The organism is Streptomyces sp. NRRL WC-3605 (assembly GCF_001509795.1).
GTDB lineage: Bacteria > Actinomycetota > Actinomycetes > Streptomycetales > Streptomycetaceae > Streptomyces > Streptomyces viridochromogenes.
Genome location: NZ_LLZN01000048.1, coordinates 16,509 through 41,900, shown reverse-complemented (window position 1 = coordinate 41,900; position 25,392 = coordinate 16,509). Strand labels below are relative to the sequence as shown.

Below are 25,392 nucleotides of genomic sequence, written 5' to 3'. Positions count from 1 at the left end.
CTGACACAGACACGACCTAGGCGCCCCGCGGAGGCTCAGAACCTCGGCGCGTTACAGGACCGCTGCACCCGCGTGGTGCGGCGGTCCTTCGCGTTCCAGCACGCCTTGTGCCAGTGCCGGCGGTCGTCGACGCCCGCGTGGTCCGGCCAGGCGACGACGTGCGGGACGCCGTCCGGGATCAGCTGGTCGCAGCCGGGACAGCGGTACGCCTTGCCCTGCGCGCTCGCGCCCGCCACATGCCGGACGTTCCAGTCCTCGCCCTGCCAGGCCTCCGAGGACTGCCAGCCGCCGTAGCGGCCGGAGCGGTCCTCCCCGGCACCGCGGCCGGACGGACCGGCGCCCTTGGATCGGTTGCGACGCGGGGACACGGAACACCTCACGGAGCTATACAGGACGGGGGCCGTCTCCAGCCTACGCGGCACGGATGGGGGTATCCGTACGGAACCAACCCCCACAAGTCCCCCACGCGGACCCGTGATTCTGCAGACAATCCGCAAATCCCCCCGCCAGGCCGTGTCCTCGGCACGTGTCAGACGGTTATGCCCGCTGGGGGAGCTCCGCGTCGGAGCCAAGGAAGCAGGAAAACAGCAATGCGCGTAGGTAGTTTCGTGTTGGCGGCCCGGTTCCCGGGCCAGGGCGACGGGGAGGCGCTGCACCGGGCGGTCCGCTCCGCGGAGGTCGCCGAGGAGGCGGGCCTCGACTCGGTCTGGCTGGCCGAGCACCACTTCGTGCCGTACGGCACCTGTCCGTCCGCGGTCACCCTGGCCGCCCTGCTGCTCGGCCGCACCCGCCGGCTCCGCGTCGGCACCGCGGTCAGCGTACTGCCGACCGCGCACCCGGTGGCCCTGGGCGAGCAGGCCGCCCTGCTGCACATCACCTCCGGCGGGCGGTTCTCGCTGGGCGTGGGGCGCGGCGGGCCCTGGGTCGACCTGGAGGTGTTCGGCTCGGGTCTGGGCGCCTACGAGGAGGGCTTCCCGGAATCGCTCGATCTGCTGCTGCGCTGGCTGCGCGAGCCGGCGGTCGGGGCCTCGGGCGAGCGGTTCGGCTTCCGCGAGGTGCCGGTCGTGCCCTGCCCCTCGGAGTGCCTGACCGAGACGGACGGCCCCGAGGTGGTCGTCGCCTGCACCTCGCCGCGCAGTGTGCGCCTCGCGGCCGAGCGCGGGCTGCCGATGCTGCTCGGCATGCACGTGGGCGACGAGGAGAAGGCCGAGATGGTCGCCCTGTGGCGGGAGCACGCGCGCGCGGCCGGGCGCCCCGGGGACGAGATCCGCGCGGCCGCCCATGTCTCCGCCGGGGTGTGCCAGATCGCCGACCGGCGCACGGACGCCGTCGAGACGCTCACGAAGGCGATGCCCGGGTGGCTCCGGCAGGGTCTGGAGGCCCATGTGACGGTGGACGGCCGCGCGCGTGCCATGCGCGACCCGCTCGCCTACACCGAACTGCTCTGCGGGCTGCACCCGGTGGGCACCCCGCGCCTCGCCGCCGACCGGCTCGCGGCGACCAGCGAGCGGACCGGGATCTCCCGTTTCGCCCTGCTGGTCGAGGGCTCGGGCGACCTGGCGGCCACCGAGGAGAACGTCCGGCGGCTGGGCGCCGAAGTCCTCCCGCAGCTCGGCTGAATCGCGCGCGCGGGAGGTCCCCCGCCGATGGGCTTGCCGCCCCGGTACTGATGCACCTCCCGCGTACGGAGCGGCAAGCAAGCGGCTCGCGTCAGCAGTCCCTGAACTCCGGGGACTGGTTGAGCACCTGACTGCGGACCGAGGTGAAGCGGGCCAATGACTCGTCGACCGAGGAGTCGACCGGGAACACCGCCACCCGGTGGCAGTTCTGGAAGGCCAGCCGCACCCCGAAGTGCCGCTGCAGGGCGCCGCGTATCGCGTCGCTCGCAAGGGCACGCAGCAACTGTCCCCGTGCCTGCTCGTCCGGCGGGGGCGTCTGGTTGTCGGCGAACTGACCGCCGTCGACCTTCAGCTGAGCCACCAGGGAGCTGATCATCTCCCATGCATAGGGCAGGGAGGTCCGGACGCAGTCGACGAATTCGGCTTCGTCGACCTCGCCTCGCTCGGCCTTCTCGAGTAGGGCCGGTGAGACGTCGAGCGACATGGGTTCTCCTCTCGCACCCCCGCCGACGGCAGGGGTTGCCGGACAGATGAGGGAGTCCGCGCGACCGGACACGCTGTGTACACACCCCGCGACCTCCCGTTTAATACGGTAGGCAACAGACCGTGACGGCACCAGGAGAATGCGTACATGAGCCAGTCCCTTTAGGCTCACAATCGGCCAGAAACGAACAGGGGCAGTCCGGGGTCTAACGGACTCTCCCAGGGCGGATCGCGTCGACCCGGGCCCGTCGAGTAGCGTTGCGGACCATGCGTCTCGTCATTGCCCGATGCTCCGTCGACTACGCGGGCCGGCTCACCGCCCACCTGCCCTCGGCTCCCCGTCTGATCCTGGTCAAGGCGGACGGCAGCGTCTCGATCCACGCGGACGACCGGGCCTACAAACCCCTGAACTGGATGTCGCCGCCATGCACGCTGAAGGAGGGCGACGGCGAGCAGAAGGACGTCTGGACGGTCGTCAACAAAGCGGGCGAGAAGCTGATCATCACGATGGAGGAGGTCCTCCACGACTCCTCGCACGAACTGGGCGTGGACCCCGGCCTCATCAAGGACGGCGTGGAGGCGCACCTCCAGGAACTGCTCGCGGACCGCATCGAGACGCTCGGCGAGGGCTACACCCTGATCCGGCGCGAATACATGACGGCCATCGGCCCGGTCGACATCCTGTGCCGGGATGCCGAGGGACAGACGGTCGCGGTCGAGATCAAGCGGCGCGGCGAGATCGACGGCGTGGAGCAGCTGACGCGCTATCTGGAGCTGCTGAACCGCGATCCCCATCTCGCCCCGGTGCGCGGCGTCTTCGCCGCCCAGGAGATCAAGCCGCAGGCCCGGGTCCTCGCGACGGACCGCGGGATCGGCTGCCAGGTGCTGGACTACGACGCCCTGCGCGGCATCGAGGACGACAAGCTCCGGCTGTTCTGACGCGGCGCGCGACGGCGAAGGGCCGGTTCCGCTCGGCGGAACCGGCCCTTCGCCCTGTCCGGACGGTCAGATGACGGTGTCGGTGCTGTCGCCCGGCGAGGCGGGGTCGCCGCTCTGCGGGGCGCTCGCGGAGCTCGTGGTCTCCGCCGGGCCGGAGGAGGACGGGCCGCTGGCCGACGTCGAGCTGGTCGGCGTGTTCGTCGGGTCCTCCGTCGGGGTGCCGGTCGGGTCCTCCGTCGGCTCCTCGGTGGGATCCTCCGTCGGTTCCTCGGTCTCCGTCTCGGTCGGCCGGGGCGGCTTGGTCGAGGACGGCGGCTTCGTGCTCGACGGCGGCCTGGTCGTCTCGTCCGAGTCGCCGCCGCCCGGCTTGTGCGTGCCGCTCGGGTCGTCCGACGGCTTCGCCGAGCTGGTCGGCGTCGGGTCGTCCGAGGTGCCGAGCGTGCCGTCGGGGCCGGGGTCCGTCGGCCGGCTGGTCGCCGATCCCGTGTTCCCCGAGTCCTTGCCGTCCGTGCCCGCCGCCTCGTCGGCGCCGAGGCTGTCGTCGCCGGCGCCCTGGCTCGCGGACGGATTGACGCCGACCCGCGTGGAGGGGCTCTCGGGGTCGCCGTCGGAGGTGGCGCCGAGCGTCACGACCGTGCCGAGCACGGCCACCAGGAGGGCGCCGGCGCCGGCCGCGACGAGGTTGCGCCGGGCGAAGCTGCGGACACCGCCCCGGCCCTTGTGGGTGGGCACCGGGGACACGGGTGCGGAGGACCGGTGGGTGACCAGCGTCGAGGTGTCGACGACGGGCGGGAAGGGGGCGGGCGTTCCCCCGGGCGGCGACTGGGACTCCTCGTACCGGGCGTCCGGGACCTCCTCGCCCGCCGTCGCGGTGAGGGCGGCGAGTCCCGGCGCGGTGCCGGTGCGGTCGGCGACCAGGGCGAGCGCGCGGCGGCCCGCGACCGTGCCGCGCTTGTCGGCGAGGGCGCCGCGCAGGCCGATCGCGGTCTCCAGCTCGGTGCGGGCCCGGTCCAGCCGGCCGTCGCACAGCGCGAGGGCGCCCAACTCGTGGTGGAAGTAGGCCTGTTCCGTGACGTCACCGACCGCCCGGGCCGCCTCGGCGCCCGCGCGCAGGGCGCGCTCCCAGGCGCTCCAGTGCAGGCCGGCCGCGAAGGCGGGCGCCGCCGCGCGGGCCAGCTGCACGGCGGGGTCGGTCTCGTCCTCGTCGGTGCCGGAGGGCTCGGCGGCGGGTGCCGGGGAGGCCACGAGCACGCCCAGCGCGGCGAGCACGGCGTCCGCCTCGGCGCTGACGCGCTCCGGGGTGACCGAGGGATGTCCGGCCCACCAGGTGTAGTGCCGGGCGGCGCTGAGGGCGGTCTCCTTGAGGTCGTCGGCGTAGCCGGCGGCCTCCAGCTGGATCTGCACGCCGGCGGCGAGCCGGTAGCGGGTGCCGACCGGCGAGACGAGCCCGCAGTCGGTCAGTTCACCCAGGGCGGCGTCCGCGTGGGTGTCGCCGACCAGGGCGGGCAGATGGGCCTGGTGCGGCATCTCGCCGCCCAGCGCGACGGCGAACCGCAGGGCGGCCCGGGCGGAGGGGCTGAGCCGTGAGGCGAGCAGCCGGGCCGGTGCGGCCGCCTCCCCGAGGGACGGCAGCGGCACCTCCTCGCGGTCGCGGACGCTCTCGGTCTCGACGGCGTCGGCGGGCGGGGCGTCCTCGAAGACGCCGTACTCGTCGACCGCCTCGGCCTCGGCCCGCAGCCGGTCGCGCTGCCGCAGCAGGGCCCCCGCCTGGACGAACCGCAGCGGCAGGCCCTCCGACTCGAACCAGAGGTCGCCCGCCCAGTTCCGCTCGTCCTCGGTGAGGTCGCGGCCGACCACGTGCTCCAGCAGCTCCATGCCGGCGGCGCGGTCGAGGCCGCCGAGCACGACCTCCTCGACGTCGGACTCGGCGGACGGGACGGGCACGTCGGGCGTGGCGCCGATCAGGAAGGCGCACTCGGGGGTCGCGTCGAGGAGCTCGTCGAGGGCTGTGCCGCCGAACTCGATGTCGTCCAGGACGACGACCGCTCCGATGTCCCGCACGCACGCGAGCAGTTCGTCCGGTTCCGGACGGTGCAGCGGGGCGTCGTACACGGCGCGGAAGAGGTCGTGCAGGAGGTCGTCCGGGGTGCGGCGGAAGCCGGTGAGCCGGACCACGCCGTCGGGCGCGAGGTCCGCGCAGTCGTCGGCGACGAGGTCGAGCAGGCTGGTGCGGCCGGCGCCGCGGGGGCCGACCAGGCGCACGGAGCGGCCGCGCGCGAGCAGCCGGACCAGTTGCTCGCGGTCGTCCTGGCGGGCCGGCAGGGGCGGGGCGGGGCGCGTCGGCCCGGGCGGCACGGGCGGCTTCGCGGCCCGGTCGGCCTCGGCGCGGTCGGCCGCGGAGAGCTTCTCGGGCCGGGACGGCCGCTCGGCGGGCGGGCAGGGTTCTATCTCGCTGCCGTCGACCGGGTTGACGGTGAGCAGGAGGTCGCCCGACACGAGCTGGACGGTGCGGGCGAGAGTCGGCGCGTGCTGTCCGAAGTCCGGCGTGAGGGGATCCCTGGGCGGGCGCGGACGCGACGACTGCTCGTCGGCGTCATGGCCGTACCCCTCGGGCCCCCGGGTGTTCGGGTCCATGAGTTCCAAGCCCCCCAAAAGCGTCGTGTGCGTATGCCAAGCCCCTCCCGGCCTTGCTGCACACCGCGCTGTCGCTTCTGGTCCGGGCCCGCTCGAAGGGAAACGTCTAGCCAGCGGGCAGCCGAACCCTAAACCTTGGCACAGTATCTACGACAGCCCGGGGTCCCGCGCCGTCCGAGACATCACAGTCTCGTGAGGATTGTGCGCGGTGTGCGCTTCGCAGACGGAACGCCCGACTGTCCCGCCCCACCCGTGCCGGGGTGTCACACCCGGGGCAGGGACTCCACCCCGATGCCGCCCTCGATCGCCAGGATCCGGTGCAGCCGGGTGGCCACCAGCAGGCGCTGCATCTGCAGCGGCACGCCGCGCAGCACCAGGCGCCGGCCGCAGCGGCCGGCCCGCCGGTGGGCCCCCATGATCACCCCGAGTCCGGTGGCGTCCCAGGAGTCCAGCTCGGACAGGTCGAGCACGAGGTCGCCGGCTCCGTCGTCGACGGCCGAGTGCAGGACCGTACGGGCGTCCGCCGCGCTGCGGACGTCGAGGCGGCCCCCGACGACCAGCTCGGCGTGGTCGCCCCTGATGTGCATAGCGCTCCCCTAAGCGTGCGTTCGTGCTCCGCGGTGTGTGGTCTGCGTAGGTGCGTGGGTCTGTCGTTGCTACGAGTCTTCGCAGTGGCCGGTGATGCAACCTCTGACTGCGTTCAGCGGCCAGAGGTTGCCGTCTGTAAGCGAACCGATACCGAATTCACCCCATCGCGTGACGCGTGCGGGGGCTGTGCGGTGGTGGACGAAATCTCAGTAGCTGTAAAAGCCTTGCCCGCTCTTGCGGCCGATGTCACCCGCGTCCACCATCCGGCGCATCAGCTCCGGCGGCGCGAACTTCTCGTCCTGGGACTCGGTGTAGATGTTGCCGGTGGCGTGCAGCAGGATGTCGACGCCGGTCAGGTCGGCCGTGGCGAGGGGGCCCATGGCGTGGCCGAAGCCCAGCTTGCAGGCCAGGTCGATGTCCTCGGCGGAGGCGACGCCCGACTCGTACAGCTTGGTCGCCTCGACGACGAGCGCCGAGATCAGCCGGGTGGTGACGAAGCCGGCGACGTCGCGGTTGACGACGATGCAGGTCTTGCCGACGGACTCGGCGAACTCACGGGCGGTGGCGAGGGTTTCGTCGCTGGTCTTGTAGCCGCGCACCAGCTCGACGAGCTGCATCATCGGCACCGGCGAGAAGAAGTGCACGCCGACGACCCGCTCGGGGTGCTCGGTGGCCGCCGCGATCTTGGTGATCGGGATGGCGGAGGTGTTGGAGGCGAGCACGGTGTCCGGGCGGACGATCTTGTCCAGCGCCCGGAAGATCTCGTGCTTGACCTCCAGCTTCTCGAAGACCGCCTCGACGACGACGTCCGCGTCGGCGGCGGCGTCCAGTTCGGTGGTCGCGGTGATCCGGGCCAGGGCGGCGTCGGCGTCGTGCGCCTCCATCTTGCCCTTGCTCACGAACTTGTCGTACGAGGCCTTGATGCCGTCGGTGCCGCGCTCGAGCGCCTCGTCCGTGACGTCCCGCAGGACGACGTCCCAGCCCGCCTGCGCGGAGACCTGGGCGATCCCGGAACCCATCAAGCCGGCGCCGATGACGGCAAGCTTCCGTGCCACTGTTGCGACTCCCCTTAGAAACGCCTTACACCCTGTTGAGGTTGCTCTTCGGCGGACCTTAGCGGCAGTGAGGCACTGTGTGACCGGTTAGTAACGCGAGTCACGTCTCATCTGACGGACATCACACCGGCACGGCTCATTGCGCGCCCCGGACGGCGTAGTTGAGCACCTTCTCGCTCAACAGCTCCTCGACGTCGTCGAGAAGTGCCAGCGTCTCGCGGGACACTTCGCCCGGTTTGCGCCCCTTGACCATCTCCCGGCCGACGGCCTCGAAGACGGTCTGGTGGATCCAGGCGAGCTGACTCGCGATCAGCCCTGGCAGCGGGTCGCCGGCGGCGGCGCCGGTCTCCTCGCGCAGGGTCGCCTCCAGGTCGTCGTGGATCTCCTGCCGGAGACTCCAGAGCCGGGAGCGCAGCGGCGGCGCCTCCTGGATGCAGCGCATGAAGCGGTCGTAGCCCTCCATGAGCCCGACGCGTGGGGAGACCGCCTCGACCTCGGCGCGCAGCTCGCGCAGCACGGCGCGGGCGGCCGACTCCCCCCGCGGCCGGCCGCGCACCCAGCGGGACAACTGGTCGACGACCCCGGAGGAGCGGTCGAAGAACAGGTCCTCCTTGGCCGGGAAGTAGTTGTAGACGGTGTTCACGGAGACGTCGGCGGCCTCCGCCACCTCGGCGACGGTCACGGTGACGAAGCCGTGCTCCAGGAACAGCCCGGTGGCGATGTCCGAGATCCGCTGCCGCGTCTCGCGCTTCTTGCGCTCCCTGAGCCCTTCCGTCATGCCCTCATCCTAACTTCGATGGGGCCGTTTGAATTTTGGGGCCGTTGCAAAATTTCAGTGACTCTGTTTTTCTGTGCCCATGCCTGTCATCAGCGCGGCCGGACTGGCCCGCACCTTCCCGACCAAGCGCGGCCCCGTCGAGGCCGTGCGCTCCGTCGACCTGACCGTCCAGGAGGGCGAGATCCTCGGCTTCCTCGGCCCGAACGGCGCCGGCAAGACGACGACCCTGCGGATGCTGACGACCCTGCTGGCACCCACCGGCGGCGCGGCCACCGTGGCGGGGCACGACCTCGCGACCGACCCCGCCGGGGTGCGCCGCGCCTGCGGCTACGTGGCCCAGTCGGGCGGGGTGGACCCGCAGATCACCGTGCGGGAGGAGCTGGTGACCCAGGGCCGGCTGTACCGCCTGCCCAAGGCGCGCGCCGTGGAGCGCGCCCTGGAACTGGCCCACGACCTCGGTCTGACCCAGCTGCTGGACCGCAAGGCCGGCGCCCTCTCCGGCGGCCAGCGCAGGCGTCTGGACATCGCGATGGCGCTCACCCACCGCCCGAAGGTGCTGTTCCTCGACGAGCCGACGACCGGCCTCGACCCCGGCAGCCGAGCCGACCTGTGGGACCTGGTGCGGCGCCTGCGCGACGAGCAGGGCACCACCGTCTTCCTCACCACCCACTACCTGGACGAGGCCGACGCCCTCGCCGACCGCCTGGTGATCGTCGACCGCGGCACCGTCGTCGCGGAGGGCACGCCGAGCGCTCTGAAGCTGCGCCACGGCGGCTCGATCGACGCGACCCTCCAGGACACCTTCCTCGCCATCACCGGCCGCGGCCCGGCCCCGGCCGACGCCGCCCCCGTCGCCGTCTAGGACCCCTCATGCTGATCCAGGACACGGCCCTCATCTACGGCCGCTATCTCCGCCAGTCCCTGCGTTCCCGGTTCGCGCTGCTCTTCGGCGTGCTGATGCCCCTGCTGTACCTGCTGTTCTTCGGCCCGCTGCTCACGGACCTCCCGCTCGGCGGGAAGGGGTCCTCCTGGCAGGTGCTGGTGCCCGGGCTGCTGCTGCAACTCGGCCTGTTCGGGGCGTCGTTCGCGGGCTTCGCGGTCATCATCGAGCAGAGCCAGGGCGTGGTCGACCGGATGCGGGTGACGCCCGTCAGCCGGCTCGCGCTGCTGCTCGGGCGGGTGCTGCGGGAGGCCACGGTGTTCGTCTTCCAGGCGGTGCTGCTGGTGCTGGCGGCGCTCGCGATGGGCCTGCGCGCCCCGCTGCCCGGCGTGCTGATCGGGTTCGCCTTCGTGGGGCTGCTGACGGTGTCGCTGGCCTCGCTGTCGTACGCGCTCGCGCTGAAGGTCCGCACCCCGCAGGAGTTCGGCCCGGCGGTCAACGCCATGACGATGCCGATGATGCTCCTGTCCGGCCTGATGCTGCCGATGACGCTGGGGCCCCGCTGGCTGGATGTCCTGTCCCACTTCGTCCCCTTCCGCTATCTGGTGGACGCGGTCCGGGACGCCTACGTCGGCGCGTACGCCACGGAGCACATGCTGTACGGCACGGTGGTGGCCGTCCTCTTCGCCGCGCTCGCCGTGACAGTGGGCACACGCGTGTTCCGCGGCGCCGGAGCGTAACTAGGCTGGTCACATGGTCAATCTGACGCGCATCTACACCAGGACCGGCGACCAGGGCACCACCGCCCTCGGCGACATGAGCCGGACCGCCAAGACCGATCTGCGGATCTCGGCGTACGCCGACTCCAACGAGGCGAACGCCGTCCTCGGCACCGCCATCGCCCTCGGCGCTCTGGACGAGGAGGTCGTCGAGGTCCTCACCCGCGTGCAGAACGACCTGTTCGACGTGGGCGCCGACCTGTCGACGCCGGTGGTGGAGGACCCCGAGTACCCGCCGCTGCGGGTGGAGCAGTTCTACATCGACCGGCTGGAGGCGGACTGCGACCGCTTCAACGAGCGGCTGGAGAAGCTGCGGTCCTTCATCCTGCCGGGCGGCACCCCCGGCGCGGCCCTGCTGCACCAGGCGTGCACGGTCGTCCGGCGCGCGGAGCGCTCGACGTGGGCCGCGCTGGAGGTCCACGGCGAGACGATGAACCCGCTCACCGCCACCTACCTCAACCGCCTCTCCGACCTCCTGTTCATCCTCGCCAGGACGGCGAACAAGGAGGTCGGGGACGTGCTGTGGGTGCCGGGCGGGGAGCGCTAGCCCGTCACCGGGGCACTGTCTCCCGCGTCTCCTCCCGATGCTCGGGCTCACCCTTGGGCCGCTTCGGCCACAGCAGGTAGGTCAGCGCGATCAGCCCGTGGATGCCGGCGGCCCGCAGCGCCACCCACTGGAAGGACCGCAGGGACGAGGTGTCGCCGTCCCCGACGTACCAGACCGCGGCCTGCAGCAGGGCCAGCGCGACCGCCGCCGCGAGAAGCGTCCGCAGCCAGAGGGCGCCCTCGTGGCGGGCCCGCGCCATGCCGTACCGCGGCGGGCGCGGAGGGCGCGGCGCCCCGGCCAGGCGGTGCGCGGCGTGGCCGTCCAGCCACCGGATCGTGTAGTGGCCGTAGGCCACGGTGTAGCCGATGTAGAGCGCCGCCAGGCCGTGCTCCCAGCCGGGCTCGGCGCCGTTCCGCAGGTCGACCGCCGTGGCGGCGAACAGGACCAGCTCCAGCACCGGCTCGCACAGCAGCAGGACCACGCTGGTCCTGCGCCACTTCAGCAGGTAGCGCGCGGCCAGCCCCAGGGCCAGCAGCACCCAGAAACCCACCTCGCAGGCGACGACGAGGGCGACGATCACGACAGGCTCCCTTCGTTCACCCTTCCAGGCTCCCGCCGTGCGCGGCCGCTTCCGTCGTCGGCGGTGACGAAACCGCCGTACATCGAAAGATGCAGTCCGGGACCCGCCCACGGCATCACGCGTCCGCCGGGGGCAGCGTGTTGGATGGACGCATGCCCCTCCCCCGCCCGCACCGCTTCGACGTGTACGTCGCCGTCGCCGGGCTGCTCGGGGGTCTGCTGCTGGTGGGTATCGGCCTCGGCACGCGGACCCGCGAGGACCCCGTCACGCTCTTCGACGGGCCCTGGCCGATCCTGGTGCCGCTCACCGTGATGGCGGGCTGCGAACTGCTGCGCCGGGCGGCCCCCCGCACGGCCCTGCTGATCGCCACGCCCGCGATCTGCGCGGACGTCCTGACCCAGGGCAACCTGGCCACCGTCCTGATGTTCACCGACATCGTCTACGCGGCCGTGGTGTACGGCCCGCTCACCTCGGCCCGGCGCATCCAGTGGATCACCGGCCTGCTCACCGTGGCCGGGACGCTGGTCCCGTGGGTGGCGTGGCGGGAGCCCGAGGCGCTGCTCGTCGGGGTGGTCATCGGGGTCGTCGCGTACGGCCCCGCCGCCACCGGCTGGATCGTGCGCAACCACCGCGACGCCGCCGAGGCCGCCCGGCTGCGCGCCGAGCAGACGGCACTGCTCGCCGAGATGGACCGCGCCCAGGCCGTGTCGTCGGAGCGCTCCCGCATGGCCCGCGAGCTGCACGACCTGGTGGCCAACCACCTCTCCGCCATCGCCATCCACTCCACCGCCGCGCTCTCCCTCGACGACCCGGCGACCTCCCGGGACGCCCTGTCCGTGATCCGGGAGAACAGCGTGGCGGGGCTCGCCGAGATGCGCCGGCTCATCGGCATCCTGCGCGACGCGGGCGACGACGCGGCACCGGCGGCCGCGCCGACGCTGGACAGCCTCGACGCCCTCGCGGACAGCGCCCGCTCCAACGGCCTGGACGTCCAGCTCGCCGTCCGCCCGGGCACCGTCCCCGCCCCCGTCGAGCTGGCCGCCTACCGGATCGTGCAGGAGTCGCTGACCAACGCCCTCAAGCACGCGGCGCCCGGCCGGGTCACGGTCACGCTCGCCCGCCGGGACGGCTGTCTGGCCGTCACCGTGACCAGTCCGTTCGGCGACCGGGAGGGGCCGCGCGCACCCGGTTCGGGCGCCGGTCTGGTCGGCATGCGGGAGCGGGTCGCGCTGCTCGGCGGCACGTTCGAGGCGGGCCCCGCCCGTGACCCGGATTCCGCGGACGGCAAGATCTGGGCCGTCCGCGCGCTGCTTCCGCTGACCGAAGGAGACTCCGCATGATCCGTGTCCTGGTCGCCGAGGACCAGTCCGCGGTCCGCGCCGGACTCGTCCTCATCCTGCGCAGCGCCCCCGACGTCGAGGTCGTCGGCGAGGCGGCCGACGGCGAGCGGGCGGTGGCCCTGGCCCGGGAACTGCGTCCCGACCTGGTGCTGATGGACCTTCAGATGCCGCGTCTGGACGGGGTGTCCGCCACCCGGCAGGTGGTGGCCGAGCGGCTCGCGGACGTGCTCGTGCTGACCACCTTCGATCTGGACGAGTACGTCTTCGGGGCGCTGCGCGCGGGGGCGTCCGGATTCCTGCTGAAGAACACCGAGGCGAAGGACCTGATCGAGGCGGTGCGCACGGTGGCGCGGGGCGAGGGCCTGATCGCACCGGCCGTCACCCGGCGTCTGATCGCCGAGTTCGCGGCGAGGCCGGCGCGGGAGACGGCGCCCGATCCGTCCGTGCTGGACGCGCTCACCCGGCGCGAGCGCGAGGTGCTGTCCTGTCTCGGCGAGGGACTGTCCAACGCCGAGATCGCGGCCCGGCTGGACATGGCCGAGGCGACGGCGAAGACGCACGTCAGCCGTCTGCTGGGGAAGCTGGAGCTGCGCAGCCGGGTCCAAGCCGCCGTACTGGCACAGGAGTTGGGTATCTAGATCACGGGCGGGGGAAGCCCATCCGGCGTGAAACGTCAAGTGGTCCAGACCTATTGACCTGTGGTCCAGACCTTTCTATTCTCACCGCACCATGAGTGGGCGTGAGGCTCAGTCACGCCCCAGGACTCCCCCAAGGAGGCGCGACATGCGCTTCAGACACAGAGCCGCGGCAGGATTCGCGACGCTGTTGCTCCCACTGGCCGGTCTGGTCGGCCTCGCGAGCCCCGCCGAGGCGGCGACGTCCGCCACCGCCACCTACTCCAAGCCCCAGGACTGGGGCACCGGCTTCGAGGGCAAGTGGACGGTGAAGAACACCGGCACCACGACCCTCTCCTCGTGGACCGTCGAGTGGGACTTCCCCTCCGGCACCTCGGTCACCTCCGCCTGGGACGCCGACGTCACCTCCTCCGGCACCCACTGGACCGCCAAGAACAAGTCCTGGAACGGCAGCCTCGCCCCCGGCGCCTCCGTCAGCTTCGGCTTCAACGGCTCCGGCTCCGGCTCCCCCTCAAACTGCAAGCTCAACGGCGGCAGTTGCGACGGAGGCACCACCAACCCGGGTGACAACCCGCCCAGCGCCCCCGGCACCCCGAGCGCCTCGGACATCACCAACACCTCGGTGAAGCTGTCCTGGAGCGCGGCCACCGACGACAAGGGCGTCAAGAACTACGACGTCCTGCGCGACGGCGCCAAGGTCGCGACCGTGACGACCACCTCGTACTCGGACACCGGCCTGAGCGCCGGCACCGACTACTCGTACACCGTCAAGGCCCGGGACACCGCCGACCAGGTCGGCCCGGCGAGCGGCGCCCGCGCGGTGCGCACCACCGGCGGCACCACCGAGCCGCCCCCCGGCGACAAGGTCAAGCTCGGCTACTTCACCGAGTGGGGCGTCTACGGGCGCAACTACCACGTCAAGAACCTGGTGACCTCGGGCACGGCCTCGAAGATCACCCACATCAACTACGCGTTCGGCAACGTCAAGAACGGTCAGTGCACCGTCGACGACACCTACGCCGCCTACGACAAGGCGTACACCGCCGACCAGTCCGTCAGCGGCCAGGCCGACACCTGGGACCAGCCGCTGCGCGGCAACTTCAACCAGCTGCGCCAGCTGAAGGCGAAGTACCCGCACATCAAGGTGCTGTACTCCTTCGGCGGCTGGACCTACTCCGGCGGCTTCGGCCAGGCGGCGCAGAACGCGGCCGCGTTCGCCAAGTCCTGCAAGGCCGTCGTGGAGGACCCGCGCTGGGCCGACGTCTTCGACGGCATCGACATCGACTGGGAGTACCCGAACGCCTGCGGTCTCACCTGTGACTCGTCCGGCCCCGCGGCCTTCAGGACGCTGATGCAGGCCCTGCGCGCCGAGTTCGGCTCCAACTACCTGGTCACCGCGGCCATCACCGCGGACGGCTCCAACGGCGGCAAGATCGACGCGGCCGACTACGGCGGCGCCTCGCAGTACCTCGACTGGTACAACGTGATGACGTACGACTACTTCGGCGCCTTCAACGCGCAGGGCCCGACGGCCCCGCACTCGCCGCTGACGTCGTACTCCGGCATCCCGCAGGCCGGCTTCAACTCGGCCGACGCGATCGCCAAGCTGAAGTCGAAGGGCGTGCCGTCCAAGAAGCTGCTGCTCGGCATCGGCTTCTACGGCCGCGGCTGGACCGGCGTCACCCAGGCCGCCCCCGGCGGCTCGGCGACCGGCGCGGCCCCCGGCACCTACGAGGCGGGCATCGAGGACTATAAGATCCTCAAGAACTCCTGCCCGGCCACCGGCACCATCGCCGGCACCGCCTACGCCTACTGCGGCAACAACTGGTGGTCGTACGACACCCCGTCGACCATCGCCGGAAAGATGAGCTGGGCCAAGAACCAGGGCCTCGGCGGCGCCTTCTTCTGGGAGTTCAGCGGTGACACCGGCAACGGCGAGCTGGTGAGCGCCATCAACAGCGGTCTGCAGTAACCCGCACGGCAGCACCCCGGCCACGGACAGGTCACGAGCCTGTCCGTGGCTCTTTTCGTTCCCCGCACGCGTGCGGCCCCGTCCGCGCGCCCCGGGCGTACGCGGACCAGGGCCGTTCGGCGGGGCCGGCGGGCCGGACGGCCATAGGAGCGGCGGGTGCCGACGGGGAACACTACGTATCTCCAGCCAGCAAGTGGAACCAGTAATTCGGGGGGACAGCGATGAAGCGCACGATCATGAGGCAGAAGAGGACCGGCCGGCCCCCGGGGCCGAGGAGGTTCGACCGGCCCAAGGTGGTCGCCGCGACCGTGTTCACCGGCACCACGGCCGCCGCACTCCTCGCGGTGTGCCCGGTCACCGTGTCCGTCACGGTCGCCGCCGACGCCCCGGCACTCGTCGTCGGGCAGCACAACGCGCCGATACCCCAGCAGCGGCCGGTGTGCCCGACGGCGTGAGCGGCGGCGCGTGGTCCAGGGGCCCCGGTCGTCTCAGGCGACGTTCACGCGCTGGCCCGGCGGAGCGGCCTCCAGCCACGCCAGGAACCCGGTCAGCGCGTCCTCGGTCATGGCCAGTTCGAGCCGGGTGCCCCGGTGCAGACAGGTGAGGATGACGGCGTCGGACAACAGCGCCAGCTCCTCCTCGCCGTCGGGGACGCGACGGCCGGCCACCTCGATCGCGGAGCGCTCCAGGACGCGGCGCGGGCGGTAGGCGTAGGAGAAGACGCGGTACCACGCGATGCGGTCGCCGTTGTAGCGGGCGACGCCGTAGCTCCAGCCCTTGCCGTTGGTGTCCGGCCTCTCCGGCACGTCCCAGCGCAGCGAACAGTCGAAGGTGCCGCCCGAGCGCTGGATGAGTCTGCGGCGCAGGCCGAAGACGAACAACCCCAGCACCACAAGGGCGACGACGATTCCGCACACAGTCAGAGCGAGGACCATCGGCACCGACCTCCTCGTCTCCTAGGTAACGGAACGGAAAAAACATCCGTATCTGCCTCAGCCGCGACCGGCACCGGATCGCTCCGGTACCAGCCGCGGCTGAGTGACGTCAATCGCGAGCGCTCCCCCTGAGCCTAAAGGGCACGGGAGGCGACCCGGGGGGTCAGCGCGCCGTCACCGCCCGCAGGCGCACCTCCGCGCGGCGCCCGGCGGAGGCGTCGTCCGCCGACTTCGCGCGCTCGAGCGCCCGCTCCGCGCGCTGGACGTCGATCTCGTCGGACAGTTCGGCGATCTCCGCCAGCAGCGACAGCTTGTCGTCCGCGAACGAGATGAAACCGCCGTGCACCGCGGCGATGACGGTCCCACCATCACTCGTACGGATGGTCACCGGGCCCGACTCCAGCACACCGAGCAGCGGCTGGTGACCGGGCATGACGCCGATGTCGCCGGACGTGGTGCGCGCGACGACCAGGGTGGCCTGGCCCGACCAGACCTCACGGTCGGCGGCGACCAGCGCGACGTGCAGCTCAGCAGCCAAGATGGCTCCTCGGGTCACCACCCGGCGGTTCTGCCGGGTGTTGGTTACAAGTCTAATAGGCATGAATGAGGGGGCGGGACGTGCCCCGCCCCCTCATCACGAGCTCAATGGCTCACGAAGACCGATGCGTCAGGAGACGCCCAGTTCCTTCGCGTTCTTCTTGAGGTCCTCGAGACCACCGCACATGAAGAACGCCTGCTCCGGGAAGTGGTCGAACTCACCGTCGCAGATCGCGTTGAACGCGGTGATCGACTCGTCCAGCGGCACGTCCGAGCCGTCCACACCGGTGAACTGCTTGGCGACGTGCGTGTTCTGGGACAGGAAGCGCTCGACGCGGCGGGCACGCTGGACGACCAGCTTGTCCTCCTCGCTGAGCTCGTCGATACCGAGGATCGCGATGATGTCCTGGAGGTCCTTGTACTTCTGCAGGATCCCCTTGACGCGCATCGCGGTGTTGTAGTGGTCCTGCGCGATGTAGCGCGGGTCCAGGATGCGGGACGTGGAGTCCAGCGGGTCCACGGCCGGGTAGATGCCCTTCTCGGAGATCGGACGGGACAGAACCGTCGTCGCGTCGAGGTGGGCGAACGTGGTGGCCGGGGCCGGGTCGGTCAGGTCGTCCGCGGGGACGTAGATCGCCTGCATCGAGGTGATCGAGTGACCACGGGTCGAGGTGATGCGCTCCTGGAGGAGACCCATCTCGTCGGCCAGGTTCGGCTGGTAGCCCACCGCGGAGGGCATACGGCCGAGCAGGGTCGACACCTCGGAACCGGCCTGCGTGAAGCGGAAGATGTTGTCGATGAAGAACAGCACGTCCTGCTTCTGCACATCGCGGAAGTACTCCGCCATGGTCAGGCCGGCGAGGGCCACGCGCAGACGGGTGCCCGGGGGCTCGTCCATCTGACCGAAGACCAGCGCGGTCTTGTCGATGACGCCCGACTCGCTCATCTCGTCGATGAGGTCGTTGCCCTCACGGGTGCGCTCACCGACACCGGCGAACACCGAGACACCGTCGTGGTTGTTGGCGACGCGGTAGATCATCTCCTGGATGAGCACCGTCTTGCCGACGCCGGCACCACCGAACAGACCGATCTTTCCACCCTTGACGTACGGGGTGAGAAGGTCGATGACCTTGACGCCGGTCTCGAACATCTCGGTCTTCGACTCGAGCTCGTCGAAGTTCGGCGCCTTGCGGTGGATGGACCAGCGCTCGCCGGTGTACTGCTCGTCGACGTTCAGCACCTCACCGAGGGTGTTGAACACCTTGCCCTTGGTGAAGTCGCCGACCGGGACGCTGATGCCCGAACCGGTGTCGGTGACCGGGGCCTGGCGGACCAGACCGTCGGTGGGCTGCATGGAGATGGTGCGGACCAGGCCGTCACCCAGGTGCTGGGCGACCTCCAGGGTCAGCGTCTTCTTCTCGCCGGCGTTGGCCGGGTCGGCCACCTCGACGTGAAGGGCGTTGTAGATGTCCGGCATCGCGTCGACGGGGAACTCCACGTCGACGACCGGGCCGATGACCCGGGCGACGCGGCCCGTAGCCGTCGCGGTCTCAACAGTGGTGGTCATTATCGGTCACTCCCCGCGGTCGCGTCGGCCAGGGCTGCAGAGCCACCGACGATCTCGCTGATTTCCTGGGTGATTTCGGCCTGGCGGGCCGCGTTGGCAAGACGGGAGAGCGTGTTGATCAGCTCGCCCGCGTTGTCGGTGGCCGACTTCATCGCGCGCCGCGTGGCGGCGTGCTTGGAAGCGGCCGACTGGAGCAGCGCGTTGTAGATCCGGCTCTCGACGTACCGCGGCAGCAGGGCGTCGAGGACGTCCTCCGCCGAGGGCTCGAAGTCGAACAGCGGAAGGATCTCGCCCTTGGTGGCGGTCTCCTCCGCGACCTCCTCGAGGCGCAGCGGAAGCAGCTGGGCGTCCAGCGCCTGCTGCGTCATCATCGAGACGAACTCGGTGTAGACGATGTGGAGCTCGTCCACGCCGCCCTCCGCCGTGTCCTTCTCGATGGCCTCGATCAGCGGGGCCGCGACCTTCTTGGCATCCGCGTACGTGGGCTCGTCGGTGAAGCCGCTCCACGACTCCGCGATCTTGCGCTCGCGGAAGTTGTAGTGCGCCACACCGCGCCGGCCCACGATGTACGTCTCGACCTGCTTGCCCTCGCGCTCGAGGCGCTCGGTCAGCTGCTCCGCGGCCTTGATGGCGTTGGAGTTGAAGGCCCCGGCGAGACCACGGTCGCTCGTGAGGAGCAGCACCGCGGACCGCGTGACCGTCTCGGCCTGCGTGGTCAGCGGGTGCTTGGTGTTCGAACCGGTGCCGACCGCCGTGACCGCGCGGGTGAGCTCGGTCGCGTACGGCGTGGAGGCCGCCACCTTGCGCTGCGCCTTGACGACGCGCGAGGCGGCGATCATCTCCATCGCCTTCGTGATCTTCTTGGTCGCGGTGACGGATCGGATGCGACGCTTGTAGACCCGGAGCTGAGCTCCCATGAGTCAGGTCCCTTCCTTACGTCACTTGGCGGCAGCGGCCGGAGCGTCCTCGCCGAGCAGCTTGCCGTCCGAGGTCTCGAACTGCTTCTTGAACTCCGCGATGGCGTCGGCGACGGCCGTGAGGGTGTCGTCCGACATCTTGCCGCCCTCCTTGATGGAGGTCATGAGGCCCTGCTCCTTGCGGTGCAGGTACTCCAGCAGCTCCTTCTCGAAGCGCCGGATGTCGGCGACCGGGACGTCGTCCATCTTGCCGGTGGTGCCGGCCCACACGGAGACGACCTGGTCCTCGGTGGACATGGGCTCGTACTGGGCCTGCTTCAGCAGCTCGACCATGCGCTGGCCGCGCTCCAGCTGCGCCTTCGACGCGGCGTCCAGGTCGGAACCGAAGGCGGCGAACGCCTCCAGCTCACGGAACTGGGCGAGGTCCACGCGCAGACGGCCGGAGACCTGCTTCATCGCCTTGTGCTGCGCGGAACCACCGACTCGGGAGACGGAGATACCGACGTTCAGCGCGGGGCGCTGACCGGCGTTGAACAGGTCCGACTCCAGGAAGCACTGGCCGTCGGTGATGGAGATGACGTTGGTCGGGATGAACGCCGAGACGTCGTTGGCCTTGGTCTCGACGATCGGCAGACCGGTCATCGAGCCGGCACCCATGTCGTCGGAGAGCTTCGCGCAGCGCTCCAGCAGACGGGAGTGCAGGTAGAAGACGTCACCCGGGTAGGCCTCACGGCCCGGCGGGCGGCGCAGCAGCAGGGACACGGCGCGGTAGGCGTCGGCCTGCTTCGAGAGGTCGTCGAAGATGATGAGGACGTGCTTGCCCTCGTACATCCACTGCTGGCCGATGGCCGAACCGGTGTACGGCGCCAGGTACTTGAAGCCGGCCGGGTCGGACGCCGGGGCGGCGACGATGGTCGTGTACTCCAGCGCGCCGTTCTCCTCCAGCGCGCGGCGGACCGACGCGATGGTCGAGCCCTTCTGGCCGATGGCGACGTAGATGCAGCGGACCTGCTTGTTCACGTCGCCGGAGCGCCAGTTGTCGCGCTGGTTGATGATCGTGTCGACGGCCAGGGCGGTCTTGCCGGTCTGACGGTCACCGATGATCAGCTGACGCTGGCCACGGCCGATCGGGGTCATCGCGTCGACGGCCTTGTAGCCGGTCTCCATCGGCTCGTGCACCGACTTGCGCTGCATGACCGTGGGGGCCTGCAGCTCGAGGGCACGACGACCGCTGGTCTCGATCTCGCCGAGGCCGTCGATCGGGTTGCCGAGCGGGTCGACGACGCGGCCGAGGTAGCCCTCGCCGACGGCCACGGAGAGCACCTCACCGGTGCGCTGCACCGGCTGACCCTCCTCGATGCCGCTGAACTCACCGAGGACGATGGCGCCGATCTCGCGCTCTTCCAGGTTGAGCGCGAGGCCGAGGGTGCCGTCCTCGAACTTCAGCAGTTCGTTGGCCATGGCCGAGGGGAGGCCCTCGACCTTCGCGATGCCGTCGCCGGCAAGGGTGACCGTACCGACCTCCTCGCGCGAGGCCGCGTCCGGCTTGTACGACTGGACAAAGTTCTCCAGCGCGTCCCGGATCTCCTCCGGCCGGATCGTGAGCTCCGCCATCTGGGTTCCCTGCTCTCCTTGTTGGGCCCGAAGTTTCACTTTGGGGGGGTGGGGACTCCCCCCTGAACGAGGTGAATCCTCTGTACGACCCAACTGGGCCGTCGTAAGTACGTACTGCGTATTGAGTTGCTGCTAGCCCGCCAGGCGGCGGCCGGCGTCCTCGATGCGGTCCGCGATCGCGCCGTTGATGACCTCGTCGCCGACCTGCACCCGGATGCCTCCGACGACCTCGGGGTCCACGTCGAGATTGAGGTGCATCTGGCGGCCGTAGACCTTGGCGAGGGCGGCGCCCAGGCGCTGCTTCTGCCGGTCGCTCAGCGGCACCGCCGAGGTGACGACGGCGACCATGCGCTCCCGGCGGTCGGCGGCGAGCTTGGACAGGGACTCCAGTCCCGACTCCAGGCTACGTCCACGCGGCGCGGTCACGAGGCGCGTCACCAGACGCTCGGTGGTCGCCCTGGCCCGGCCGCCGAGGAGGCTGCGCAGCAGCTCGCTCTTGGCCGAGGTGGTGGCGGCACGGTCGGTGAGCGCGGCACGCAGCTCCGTGCTGGAGGAGACGATCCGGCCGAACCGGAACAGCTCGTCCTCGACGTCGTCGAGCGTGCCCGCCTTCTGGGCGGCCGTGAGGTCGGCGGTGTTCGCCAGCTCCTCCAGCGCGTCCACCAGGTCGCGGGACTGCGACCAGCGGGAGCGCACCATGCCGCCCAGCAGGTCGGCGGTCTCGCCGCCGACCTGGTTGCCGAGCAGACGCCGGGCCAGGTCGGCCTTGGCCTCGCCGGCCTGCGCCGGGTCGGTGAGGACCCGACGCAGCGACACCTCGCGGTCGAGCAGCGCGGTGACGGCGGCCAGCTCGTCGGCGAGCCGTCCGGCGTCGACGGACGTGTTGTCCGTCAGCGCGTCGAGTCGCTCACGTGCGGCTGCCAGGGCCTCGCGGCTCGCTCCGTTCATCGTCCGGCCTCGGCCTTCTCCTCGAGCTCGTCGAGGAAGCGGTCGATGACGCGGCTCTGCCGGGCGTGGTCCTCGAGGGACTCGCCGACGAGCTTGCCGGCCAGTTCGGTGGCGAGCTTGCCGACGTCCTGGCGCAGCGCGGACGCGGCGGCCTTGCGGTCGGCCTCGATCTGGGCGTGACCGGCGGCGACGATCTCCTCACGCTGCCGCTGGCCTTCCGCGCGCATCTCGGTGATGAGCGTGGCGCCCTGCTCCTGCGCCTCCTGGCGCAGACGCGCGGCCTCGTGCCGGGCCTCGGCGAGCTGAGCCTTGTACTGCTCAAGAACGCTCTGGGCCTCGGTCTGCGCGGCCTCGGCCTTCTCGATACCGCCCTCGATGGCCTCGCGACGCTGCTCCAGAACCTTGTTGATGTTCGGGAGGAGCTTCCAGGCGAGGAAGCCGAAGACGATGACGAAGGCGATGAGGCCGATGACGAGCTCGGGGACCGGCGGGACGAGGGGGTTTTCCATCTCCTCGGCCGCCACAATGAGCAGTTGGCTCATGTCAGTGCCTTTCGTCTAGTCGGCTGGTCGTGGATCGTCAGATCACTTGCCGTAGACGAACGGCATGACCAGACCGATCAGGGCGAGCGCCTCACAGAAGGCGAAGCCGAGGATCTGGTTGGCACGGATCAGGCCGGCAGCCTCGGGCTGGCGGGCGAGGGCCTGGGTGCCGTTACCGAAGATGATGCCGACGCCGACGCCGGGGCCGATGGCAGCGAGGCCGTAACCGATGGAGCCGAGCGAGCCGGAAACAGCGGCAAGGGTCTGGGACATGCCAGTTCTTCCTTTTCTTTACGGACCGGTGGGGGTTGGCCACCGGACGACTTGGGATCGAGGGGGGAAGGCTCAGTGGTGCTCGGCGAGCGCGCCCTGGATGTAGGTACACGTCAGGAGCACGAAGACGTACGCCTGAAGGGCCTGGATGAAGAGCTCGAAGGCCGTCATCACCACGGTCATGATGAACGAGACACCGGCGTAGGCGATCCCGATGCCGTTCAGCAGGTACCAGCTGGCGATCGTGAAGAGAAGCAGCAGGGTGTGGCCGGCGAACATGTTCGCGAAGAGTCGGACGGCGTGGGTGAACGGCCGCACCAGCAGGTTCGAGAAGAACTCGATGAGCATGGCGAGCGGAAGCACCGCACCGAGCGACTTGTCGTAGCCGGTGACGTTCTTGAAGAACCCGACGAAACCGTGGCGCTTGAAGGTGAGCGACACCCACAGGACGTACACGATGAGCGCGAGCACAGCCGGGTAGGCGATGATCGCCGTCACCGGGAACTGGGCGACCGGAATGATCGACCACAGGTTCATCATCCAGATGAAGAAGAAGAGCGAGACGATCAGCGGAACGTACTTCTCGCCCTCCTTCTTGCCGATCGTCTCGTAGACGACACCGCGCCGGATGAAGTCGTACCCGGCCTCGGCGACCATCTGCAGCTTGCCCGGAACGACCTGCGGCTTGCGGAACGCGGCCCAGAAGAAGCCGACGATGACGATCGAGCCGAGCAGCGCGAGCAGCATCGTCTTGTTGAAGTAGACGTTGCTGTCCGCGTCGCCCCACAGAGGCTCGAACAGGAACGAGTGCAGGCCGGGAGCCGGGAAGCCACAGCCGTCGAAGATGTGGCAGTCGGTCTCGAAGGCGAGCACCTGCGTCGGGTCAGCACTCACCGCGGGCTCCTTCAGCGTGGCGCATAGGTACGGCAACCTCGTTGTGTCGGCGCGGCGCGAGGCCGCGGGTCGGCACGGGACTGGTGTTACGGATATGGGGGCGGCTGGGGGGCATCTCGCCTCGCGATTGAGCAGGCGTCAGCTCGGATGCCCGCGCCCGCGATGCCGCAGTTGGCACCGGACGATAGCAGGACTTCTCAAGTGCCTTTATCCCGCCCCTACCCCTCACGACGAATGCCCCGTCTTTTCGGAGCTGCCGTCCTTGGCGGAGGCGTCCGAATCGGGTTCCACGTAGAGGATCTTGGCCTTCATGTGGGCCCGGGTCTGCGCGGCGATCCACACGAGTGTGGTCGCGAGCAGGGTGATGGCGAAGGCCCTCGGGTTGAACAGCGTCGTGTTCTTGAACGCGGCCATGAAGATGAAGAGCAGCAGGATCTGCGCGGCGTAGAGCATCAGCCCCATGGCCTGGAACAGGTGCGGAAGCGATTTGGCAGTGCGCTGCAGGATGAAGAGACCGAGCCCCATGAAGAGGAGCACGACCAGCGTCGCGACGACGGCCCCGATCGCGCCCTTGCCACCGGCGACCACACCGCTGACGACGGCGGCTACGGCGCCGGCGGCGGCTGTGGGCGCACCGGCCTGGAGCAGGGTGCGGGCGTCATTGGACGGCATGGCGGCAACTCCGCTTTCACGGTGGGGGCAGGGTGTCGTCATGGACGAGCGTAGTCCCGGGTGGAGAGAGAACCTCACGCCGGTGGACCGTCGCACTGCGGTCCTACGGCTCTGTCCGGGGGGTTCTCGTGAACCGTATCACAAACTATTTGATGAGGTCTTTACCTGGGAGTGTGCCTACTGTCACACATGAGGGTGACGGCGCGCGTCTGTGCGTTTCACGGGGCGGCTTGTCTGATATTGGGGCGCTTCGTTCCCCCATGACTTGGCAATGCTCTCGTCAGATTCTTACCTTGCGGCACTTCTCACCTGGACCGTGAACGGGACCCCAGCGCCGTCGCCCCGTTGGGGCCCGCGGCTCCCGCGGCGACCGGGGTGCGGAGTTCGGTGTCCTCCGTCGTCGCCGCGGCCGGCGTGGTCGGGTCCGTGGAGTGGCGGGCGGAACGGCGGCGGCGGTAGCGCGGTGGGACGAAGTGTTCCGCCCAGCGGGGGGTGCGCGGGGTGAAGCGAGGGAGGAGCAGGAGGCCCAGGCCGATGGCACTGAGGAAGACGACGCCGAGGACGATCCACATGGACGCCGAGTTGACCGAGTAGGCGAGCGCGCCGAAGGCGATCAGGGCCGACCAGAAGTACATGATCAGCACCGCGCGGCTGTGGGAGTGGCCGATCTCCAGCAGCCGGTGGTGCAGATGTCCCCGGTCCGCGGCGAACGGCGACTGGCCGCGCCAGGTGCGGCGCACGATCGCCAGGATCAGGTCGGCCGCCGGGATCGCGATGATCGTGAGCGGCATCAGCAGCGGGATGTACAGGGGCACCATCTGGTGCACCGCGCTGCGCTCGGACCCGCCGAAGAGGTTGTCCGGGTCGACCTGGCCGGTGACGGAGATCGCGCCGGCCGCCAGGACCAGCCCGATCAGCATCGAGCCGGAGTCGCCCATGAAGATCCGCGCCGGGTGCATGTTGTGCGGCAGGAAGCCCAGGCACATGCCCATGAGGATGGCCGAGAAGAGCGTCGCGGGCGCCGCCGCCTCGATGCCGTACGAGTACCAGATGCGGTAGGCGTACATGAAGAACGCCGCCGCCGCGATGCACACCATGCCGGCCGCGAGACCGTCGAGCCCGTCGACGAAGTTGACCGCGTTGATGGTGATGACGACGAGGGCCACCGTCAGCAGCGTGCCCTGCCACTGGGTCAGCGCGACCGTGCCGACCTTCGGGATGGGCAGCCACAGGATGGTCAGGCCCTGCATGACCATCACACCCGCGGCGATCACCTGACCGCCCAGCTTGATCAGGGCGTCGATCTCGAACTTGTCGTCCAGGACGCCGATCAGCCAGATCAGCGCCGCTCCGGAGAGCAGCGCCCGCGGTTCGTTGGACTTCTCGAAGACCGCGCTGAGGTTCGTGAGGTGGTCCGCGACCAGCAGTCCGGCGCACAGGCCGAAGAACATCGCGATCCCGCCGAGCCGCGGAGTGGGTTCCCGGTGCACGTCACGCGCCCGGATCTCCGGCATCGCCCCCGCCACGATCGCGAACTTCCGCACCGGCCCTGTCAGCAGATACGTCACCGCGGCCGTGACACAGAGCGTCAGCAGGTATTCACGCACGGGCTTCCCCACAAGTCTCGCCGGCCATCTCAGCCCCACACCCTAGCGACGGTGGCG

27 protein-coding genes are annotated in these 25,392 nt (G+C 70.3%); 9 read left to right on the top strand and 18 right to left on the bottom strand.

Translation table 11 applies throughout. The features are described from left to right. Positions 1–35: 35 nt before the first annotated feature. On the bottom strand, positions 36–368 hold the full coding sequence (locus tag ADL34_RS12845; RefSeq protein ID WP_062667712.1) for a hypothetical protein: 333 nt from the start codon (positions 366–368) through the stop codon (positions 36–38). Positions 369–590: 222 nt separating this feature from the next. Here ADL34_RS12845 and ADL34_RS12840 point away from each other — a divergent pair, with 222 nt between their 5' ends. Beyond that, the gene (locus ADL34_RS12840) at positions 591–1,619 is read left to right on the top strand and encodes an LLM class flavin-dependent oxidoreductase (RefSeq protein ID WP_062667710.1); all 1,029 of its coding nucleotides are present in this window, start codon (positions 591–593) and stop codon (positions 1,617–1,619) included. Between the two features lie 91 nt (positions 1,620–1,710). On the opposite strand, the gene ADL34_RS12835 is transcribed toward ADL34_RS12840, so the two are convergent. Further along, positions 1,711–2,103, bottom strand: coding sequence for an SCO5389 family protein (locus tag ADL34_RS12835; RefSeq protein WP_062667708.1), 393 nt, complete (start codon positions 2,101–2,103; stop codon positions 1,711–1,713). Positions 2,104–2,369: 266 nt separating this feature from the next. Here ADL34_RS12835 and nucS point away from each other — a divergent pair, with 266 nt between their 5' ends. After that, a complete protein-coding gene (gene nucS, locus ADL34_RS12830; RefSeq protein WP_062667707.1) occupies positions 2,370–3,041 on the top strand; it encodes an endonuclease NucS in 672 nt (223 codons plus the stop codon). Positions 3,042–3,107: 66 nt separating this feature from the next. On the opposite strand, the gene ADL34_RS12825 is transcribed toward nucS, so the two are convergent. From ADL34_RS12825 to ADL34_RS12810, 4 genes are all read right to left on the bottom strand, one after another. Further along, positions 3,108–5,675: an ATP-binding protein gene (locus tag ADL34_RS12825; RefSeq protein WP_062667700.1), complete on the bottom strand. Its 2,568-nt coding sequence runs from the start codon at positions 5,673–5,675 to the stop codon at positions 3,108–3,110. Positions 5,676–5,938: 263 nt separating this feature from the next. Further along, positions 5,939–6,262, bottom strand: a complete 324-nt coding sequence (locus ADL34_RS12820; protein WP_062667699.1) for an STAS domain-containing protein — start codon at positions 6,260–6,262, stop codon at positions 5,939–5,941. 207 nt (positions 6,263–6,469) lie between these two features. Continuing rightward, positions 6,470–7,318: a 3-hydroxyacyl-CoA dehydrogenase family protein gene (locus tag ADL34_RS12815; protein WP_062667697.1), complete on the bottom strand. Its 849-nt coding sequence runs from the start codon at positions 7,316–7,318 to the stop codon at positions 6,470–6,472. A gap of 136 nt (positions 7,319–7,454) precedes the next feature. Then, entirely contained in the window at positions 7,455–8,096 is a 642-nt protein-coding gene (locus ADL34_RS12810) for a TetR/AcrR family transcriptional regulator (RefSeq protein WP_062667692.1), read from the bottom strand. Between the two features lie 79 nt (positions 8,097–8,175). Here ADL34_RS12810 and ADL34_RS12805 point away from each other — a divergent pair, with 79 nt between their 5' ends. From ADL34_RS12805 to ADL34_RS12795, 3 genes are read left to right on the top strand one after another with little or no spacing between them, the layout of a single operon-like run. Beyond that, positions 8,176–8,958: an ABC transporter ATP-binding protein gene (locus ADL34_RS12805; protein ID WP_062667691.1), complete on the top strand. Its 783-nt coding sequence runs from the start codon at positions 8,176–8,178 to the stop codon at positions 8,956–8,958. 8 nt (positions 8,959–8,966) lie between these two features. Beyond that, positions 8,967–9,716 (top strand): ABC transporter permease, encoded by a 750-nt coding sequence (locus tag ADL34_RS12800; protein ID WP_062667690.1) that lies wholly within the window; start codon positions 8,967–8,969, stop codon positions 9,714–9,716. 13 nt (positions 9,717–9,729) lie between these two features. Beyond that, positions 9,730–10,302, top strand: coding sequence for a cob(I)yrinic acid a,c-diamide adenosyltransferase (locus ADL34_RS12795; protein WP_062667689.1), 573 nt, complete (start codon positions 9,730–9,732; stop codon positions 10,300–10,302). A 4-nt stretch (positions 10,303–10,306) separates the two neighbouring features. Here ADL34_RS12795 and ADL34_RS12790 read toward each other — a convergent pair whose 3' ends face one another. Then, on the bottom strand, positions 10,307–10,882 hold the full coding sequence (locus tag ADL34_RS12790; RefSeq protein WP_062667688.1) for a hypothetical protein: 576 nt from the start codon (positions 10,880–10,882) through the stop codon (positions 10,307–10,309). 152 nt (positions 10,883–11,034) lie between these two features. Between ADL34_RS12790 and ADL34_RS12785 the strand changes: the two genes are divergently transcribed. The 4 genes from ADL34_RS12785 to ADL34_RS36085 all read left to right on the top strand — a co-directional run bounded on the left by ADL34_RS12785 (position 11,035) and on the right by ADL34_RS36085 (position 15,284). After that, positions 11,035–12,222, top strand: coding sequence for a sensor histidine kinase (locus tag ADL34_RS12785; protein ID WP_062667687.1), 1,188 nt, complete (start codon positions 11,035–11,037; stop codon positions 12,220–12,222). Beyond that, positions 12,219–12,860, top strand: coding sequence for a response regulator (locus tag ADL34_RS12780; RefSeq protein ID WP_062667683.1), 642 nt, complete (start codon positions 12,219–12,221; stop codon positions 12,858–12,860). The genes ADL34_RS12785 and ADL34_RS12780 overlap by 4 nt, the downstream gene beginning before the upstream one ends. A gap of 145 nt (positions 12,861–13,005) precedes the next feature. Further along, positions 13,006–14,829: a glycoside hydrolase family 18 chitinase gene (locus ADL34_RS12775; RefSeq protein WP_062667682.1), complete on the top strand. Its 1,824-nt coding sequence runs from the start codon at positions 13,006–13,008 to the stop codon at positions 14,827–14,829. 236 nt (positions 14,830–15,065) lie between these two features. After that, entirely contained in the window at positions 15,066–15,284 is a 219-nt protein-coding gene (locus ADL34_RS36085; protein ID WP_159038917.1) for a hypothetical protein, read from the top strand. A 33-nt stretch (positions 15,285–15,317) separates the two neighbouring features. Here the strand turns inward: ADL34_RS36085 and ADL34_RS12770 are convergent, their stop codons facing one another. The 11 genes from ADL34_RS12770 to ADL34_RS12720 form a co-directional block, all read right to left on the bottom strand. Beyond that, the gene (locus tag ADL34_RS12770; RefSeq protein WP_062667681.1) at positions 15,318–15,764 is read right to left on the bottom strand and encodes a DUF2550 domain-containing protein; all 447 of its coding nucleotides are present in this window, start codon (positions 15,762–15,764) and stop codon (positions 15,318–15,320) included. Between the two features lie 163 nt (positions 15,765–15,927). Further along, positions 15,928–16,302 carry a F0F1 ATP synthase subunit epsilon gene (locus tag ADL34_RS12765; RefSeq protein WP_062667675.1) on the bottom strand — a complete coding sequence of 125 codons (375 nt, stop codon included), beginning with the start codon at positions 16,300–16,302 and terminating at the stop codon, positions 15,928–15,930. A 129-nt stretch (positions 16,303–16,431) separates the two neighbouring features. Then, entirely contained in the window at positions 16,432–17,868 is a 1,437-nt protein-coding gene (gene atpD, locus ADL34_RS12760; protein ID WP_062667674.1) for a F0F1 ATP synthase subunit beta, read from the bottom strand. Then, complete coding sequence (locus ADL34_RS12755) at positions 17,868–18,785, bottom strand: F0F1 ATP synthase subunit gamma (RefSeq protein ID WP_062667672.1); 918 nt, start codon at positions 18,783–18,785, stop codon at positions 17,868–17,870. Before ADL34_RS12755 ends, atpD begins: the two co-directional genes overlap by 1 nt. 21 nt (positions 18,786–18,806) lie before the next feature. Next, positions 18,807–20,399: a F0F1 ATP synthase subunit alpha gene (gene atpA, locus ADL34_RS12750; RefSeq protein ID WP_062667670.1), complete on the bottom strand. Its 1,593-nt coding sequence runs from the start codon at positions 20,397–20,399 to the stop codon at positions 18,807–18,809. A 132-nt stretch (positions 20,400–20,531) separates the two neighbouring features. Continuing rightward, a complete protein-coding gene (locus ADL34_RS12745) occupies positions 20,532–21,347 on the bottom strand; it encodes a F0F1 ATP synthase subunit delta (protein ID WP_062667669.1) in 816 nt (271 codons plus the stop codon). Then, complete coding sequence (locus tag ADL34_RS12740) at positions 21,344–21,889, bottom strand: F0F1 ATP synthase subunit B (protein WP_062667668.1); 546 nt, start codon at positions 21,887–21,889, stop codon at positions 21,344–21,346. The genes ADL34_RS12745 and ADL34_RS12740 overlap by 4 nt, the downstream gene beginning before the upstream one ends. Positions 21,890–21,931: 42 nt before the next feature. Next, on the bottom strand, positions 21,932–22,162 hold the full coding sequence (gene atpE / locus ADL34_RS12735; RefSeq protein WP_024884520.1) for an ATP synthase F0 subunit C: 231 nt from the start codon (positions 22,160–22,162) through the stop codon (positions 21,932–21,934). Between the two features lie 72 nt (positions 22,163–22,234). After that, on the bottom strand, positions 22,235–23,056 hold the full coding sequence (gene atpB, locus ADL34_RS12730) for a F0F1 ATP synthase subunit A (RefSeq protein WP_062667667.1): 822 nt from the start codon (positions 23,054–23,056) through the stop codon (positions 22,235–22,237). Between the two features lie 225 nt (positions 23,057–23,281). Beyond that, positions 23,282–23,728, bottom strand: a complete 447-nt coding sequence (locus tag ADL34_RS12725) for a hypothetical protein (RefSeq protein WP_062667662.1) — start codon at positions 23,726–23,728, stop codon at positions 23,282–23,284. 305 nt (positions 23,729–24,033) lie between these two features. Further along, positions 24,034–25,335 carry an MraY family glycosyltransferase gene (locus ADL34_RS12720; protein ID WP_062667660.1) on the bottom strand — a complete coding sequence of 434 codons (1,302 nt, stop codon included), beginning with the start codon at positions 25,333–25,335 and terminating at the stop codon, positions 24,034–24,036. Positions 25,336–25,392 lie beyond the last annotated feature (57 nt).

Coding starts and splice junctions, on each gene's coding strand:
- ADL34_RS12725 (WP_062667662.1), bottom strand. CDS start 23,728: ATGCCGTCCAATGACGCCCGCACCCTGCTCCAGGCCGGTGCGCCCACA.
- ADL34_RS12805 (WP_062667691.1), top strand. CDS start 8,176: ATGCCTGTCATCAGCGCGGCCGGACTGGCCCGCACCTTCCCGACCAAG.
- nucS (WP_062667707.1), top strand. CDS start 2,370: ATGCGTCTCGTCATTGCCCGATGCTCCGTCGACTACGCGGGCCGGCTC.
- ADL34_RS36085 (WP_159038917.1), top strand. CDS start 15,066: ATGAGGCAGAAGAGGACCGGCCGGCCCCCGGGGCCGAGGAGGTTCGAC.
- atpA (WP_062667670.1), bottom strand. CDS start 20,399: ATGGCGGAGCTCACGATCCGGCCGGAGGAGATCCGGGACGCGCTGGAG.
- atpE (WP_024884520.1), bottom strand. CDS start 22,162: ATGTCCCAGACCCTTGCCGCTGTTTCCGGCTCGCTCGGCTCCATCGGT.
- ADL34_RS12770 (WP_062667681.1), bottom strand. CDS start 15,764: ATGGTCCTCGCTCTGACTGTGTGCGGAATCGTCGTCGCCCTTGTGGTG.
- ADL34_RS12820 (WP_062667699.1), bottom strand. CDS start 6,262: ATGCACATCAGGGGCGACCACGCCGAGCTGGTCGTCGGGGGCCGCCTC.
- ADL34_RS12740 (WP_062667668.1), bottom strand. CDS start 21,889: ATGAGCCAACTGCTCATTGTGGCGGCCGAGGAGATGGAAAACCCCCTC.
- ADL34_RS12775 (WP_062667682.1), top strand. CDS start 13,006: ATGCGCTTCAGACACAGAGCCGCGGCAGGATTCGCGACGCTGTTGCTC.
- ADL34_RS12825 (WP_062667700.1), bottom strand. CDS start 5,675: ATGGACCCGAACACCCGGGGGCCCGAGGGGTACGGCCATGACGCCGAC.
- ADL34_RS12800 (WP_062667690.1), top strand. CDS start 8,967: ATGCTGATCCAGGACACGGCCCTCATCTACGGCCGCTATCTCCGCCAG.
- ADL34_RS12745 (WP_062667669.1), bottom strand. CDS start 21,347: ATGAACGGAGCGAGCCGCGAGGCCCTGGCAGCCGCACGTGAGCGACTC.
- ADL34_RS12840 (WP_062667710.1), top strand. CDS start 591: ATGCGCGTAGGTAGTTTCGTGTTGGCGGCCCGGTTCCCGGGCCAGGGC.
- ADL34_RS12835 (WP_062667708.1), bottom strand. CDS start 2,103: ATGTCGCTCGACGTCTCACCGGCCCTACTCGAGAAGGCCGAGCGAGGC.
- atpD (WP_062667674.1), bottom strand. CDS start 17,868: ATGACCACCACTGTTGAGACCGCGACGGCTACGGGCCGCGTCGCCCGG.
- ADL34_RS12810 (WP_062667692.1), bottom strand. CDS start 8,096: ATGACGGAAGGGCTCAGGGAGCGCAAGAAGCGCGAGACGCGGCAGCGG.
- ADL34_RS12780 (WP_062667683.1), top strand. CDS start 12,219: ATGATCCGTGTCCTGGTCGCCGAGGACCAGTCCGCGGTCCGCGCCGGA.
- ADL34_RS12795 (WP_062667689.1), top strand. CDS start 9,730: ATGGTCAATCTGACGCGCATCTACACCAGGACCGGCGACCAGGGCACC.
- ADL34_RS12785 (WP_062667687.1), top strand. CDS start 11,035: ATGCCCCTCCCCCGCCCGCACCGCTTCGACGTGTACGTCGCCGTCGCC.
- ADL34_RS12755 (WP_062667672.1), bottom strand. CDS start 18,785: ATGGGAGCTCAGCTCCGGGTCTACAAGCGTCGCATCCGATCCGTCACC.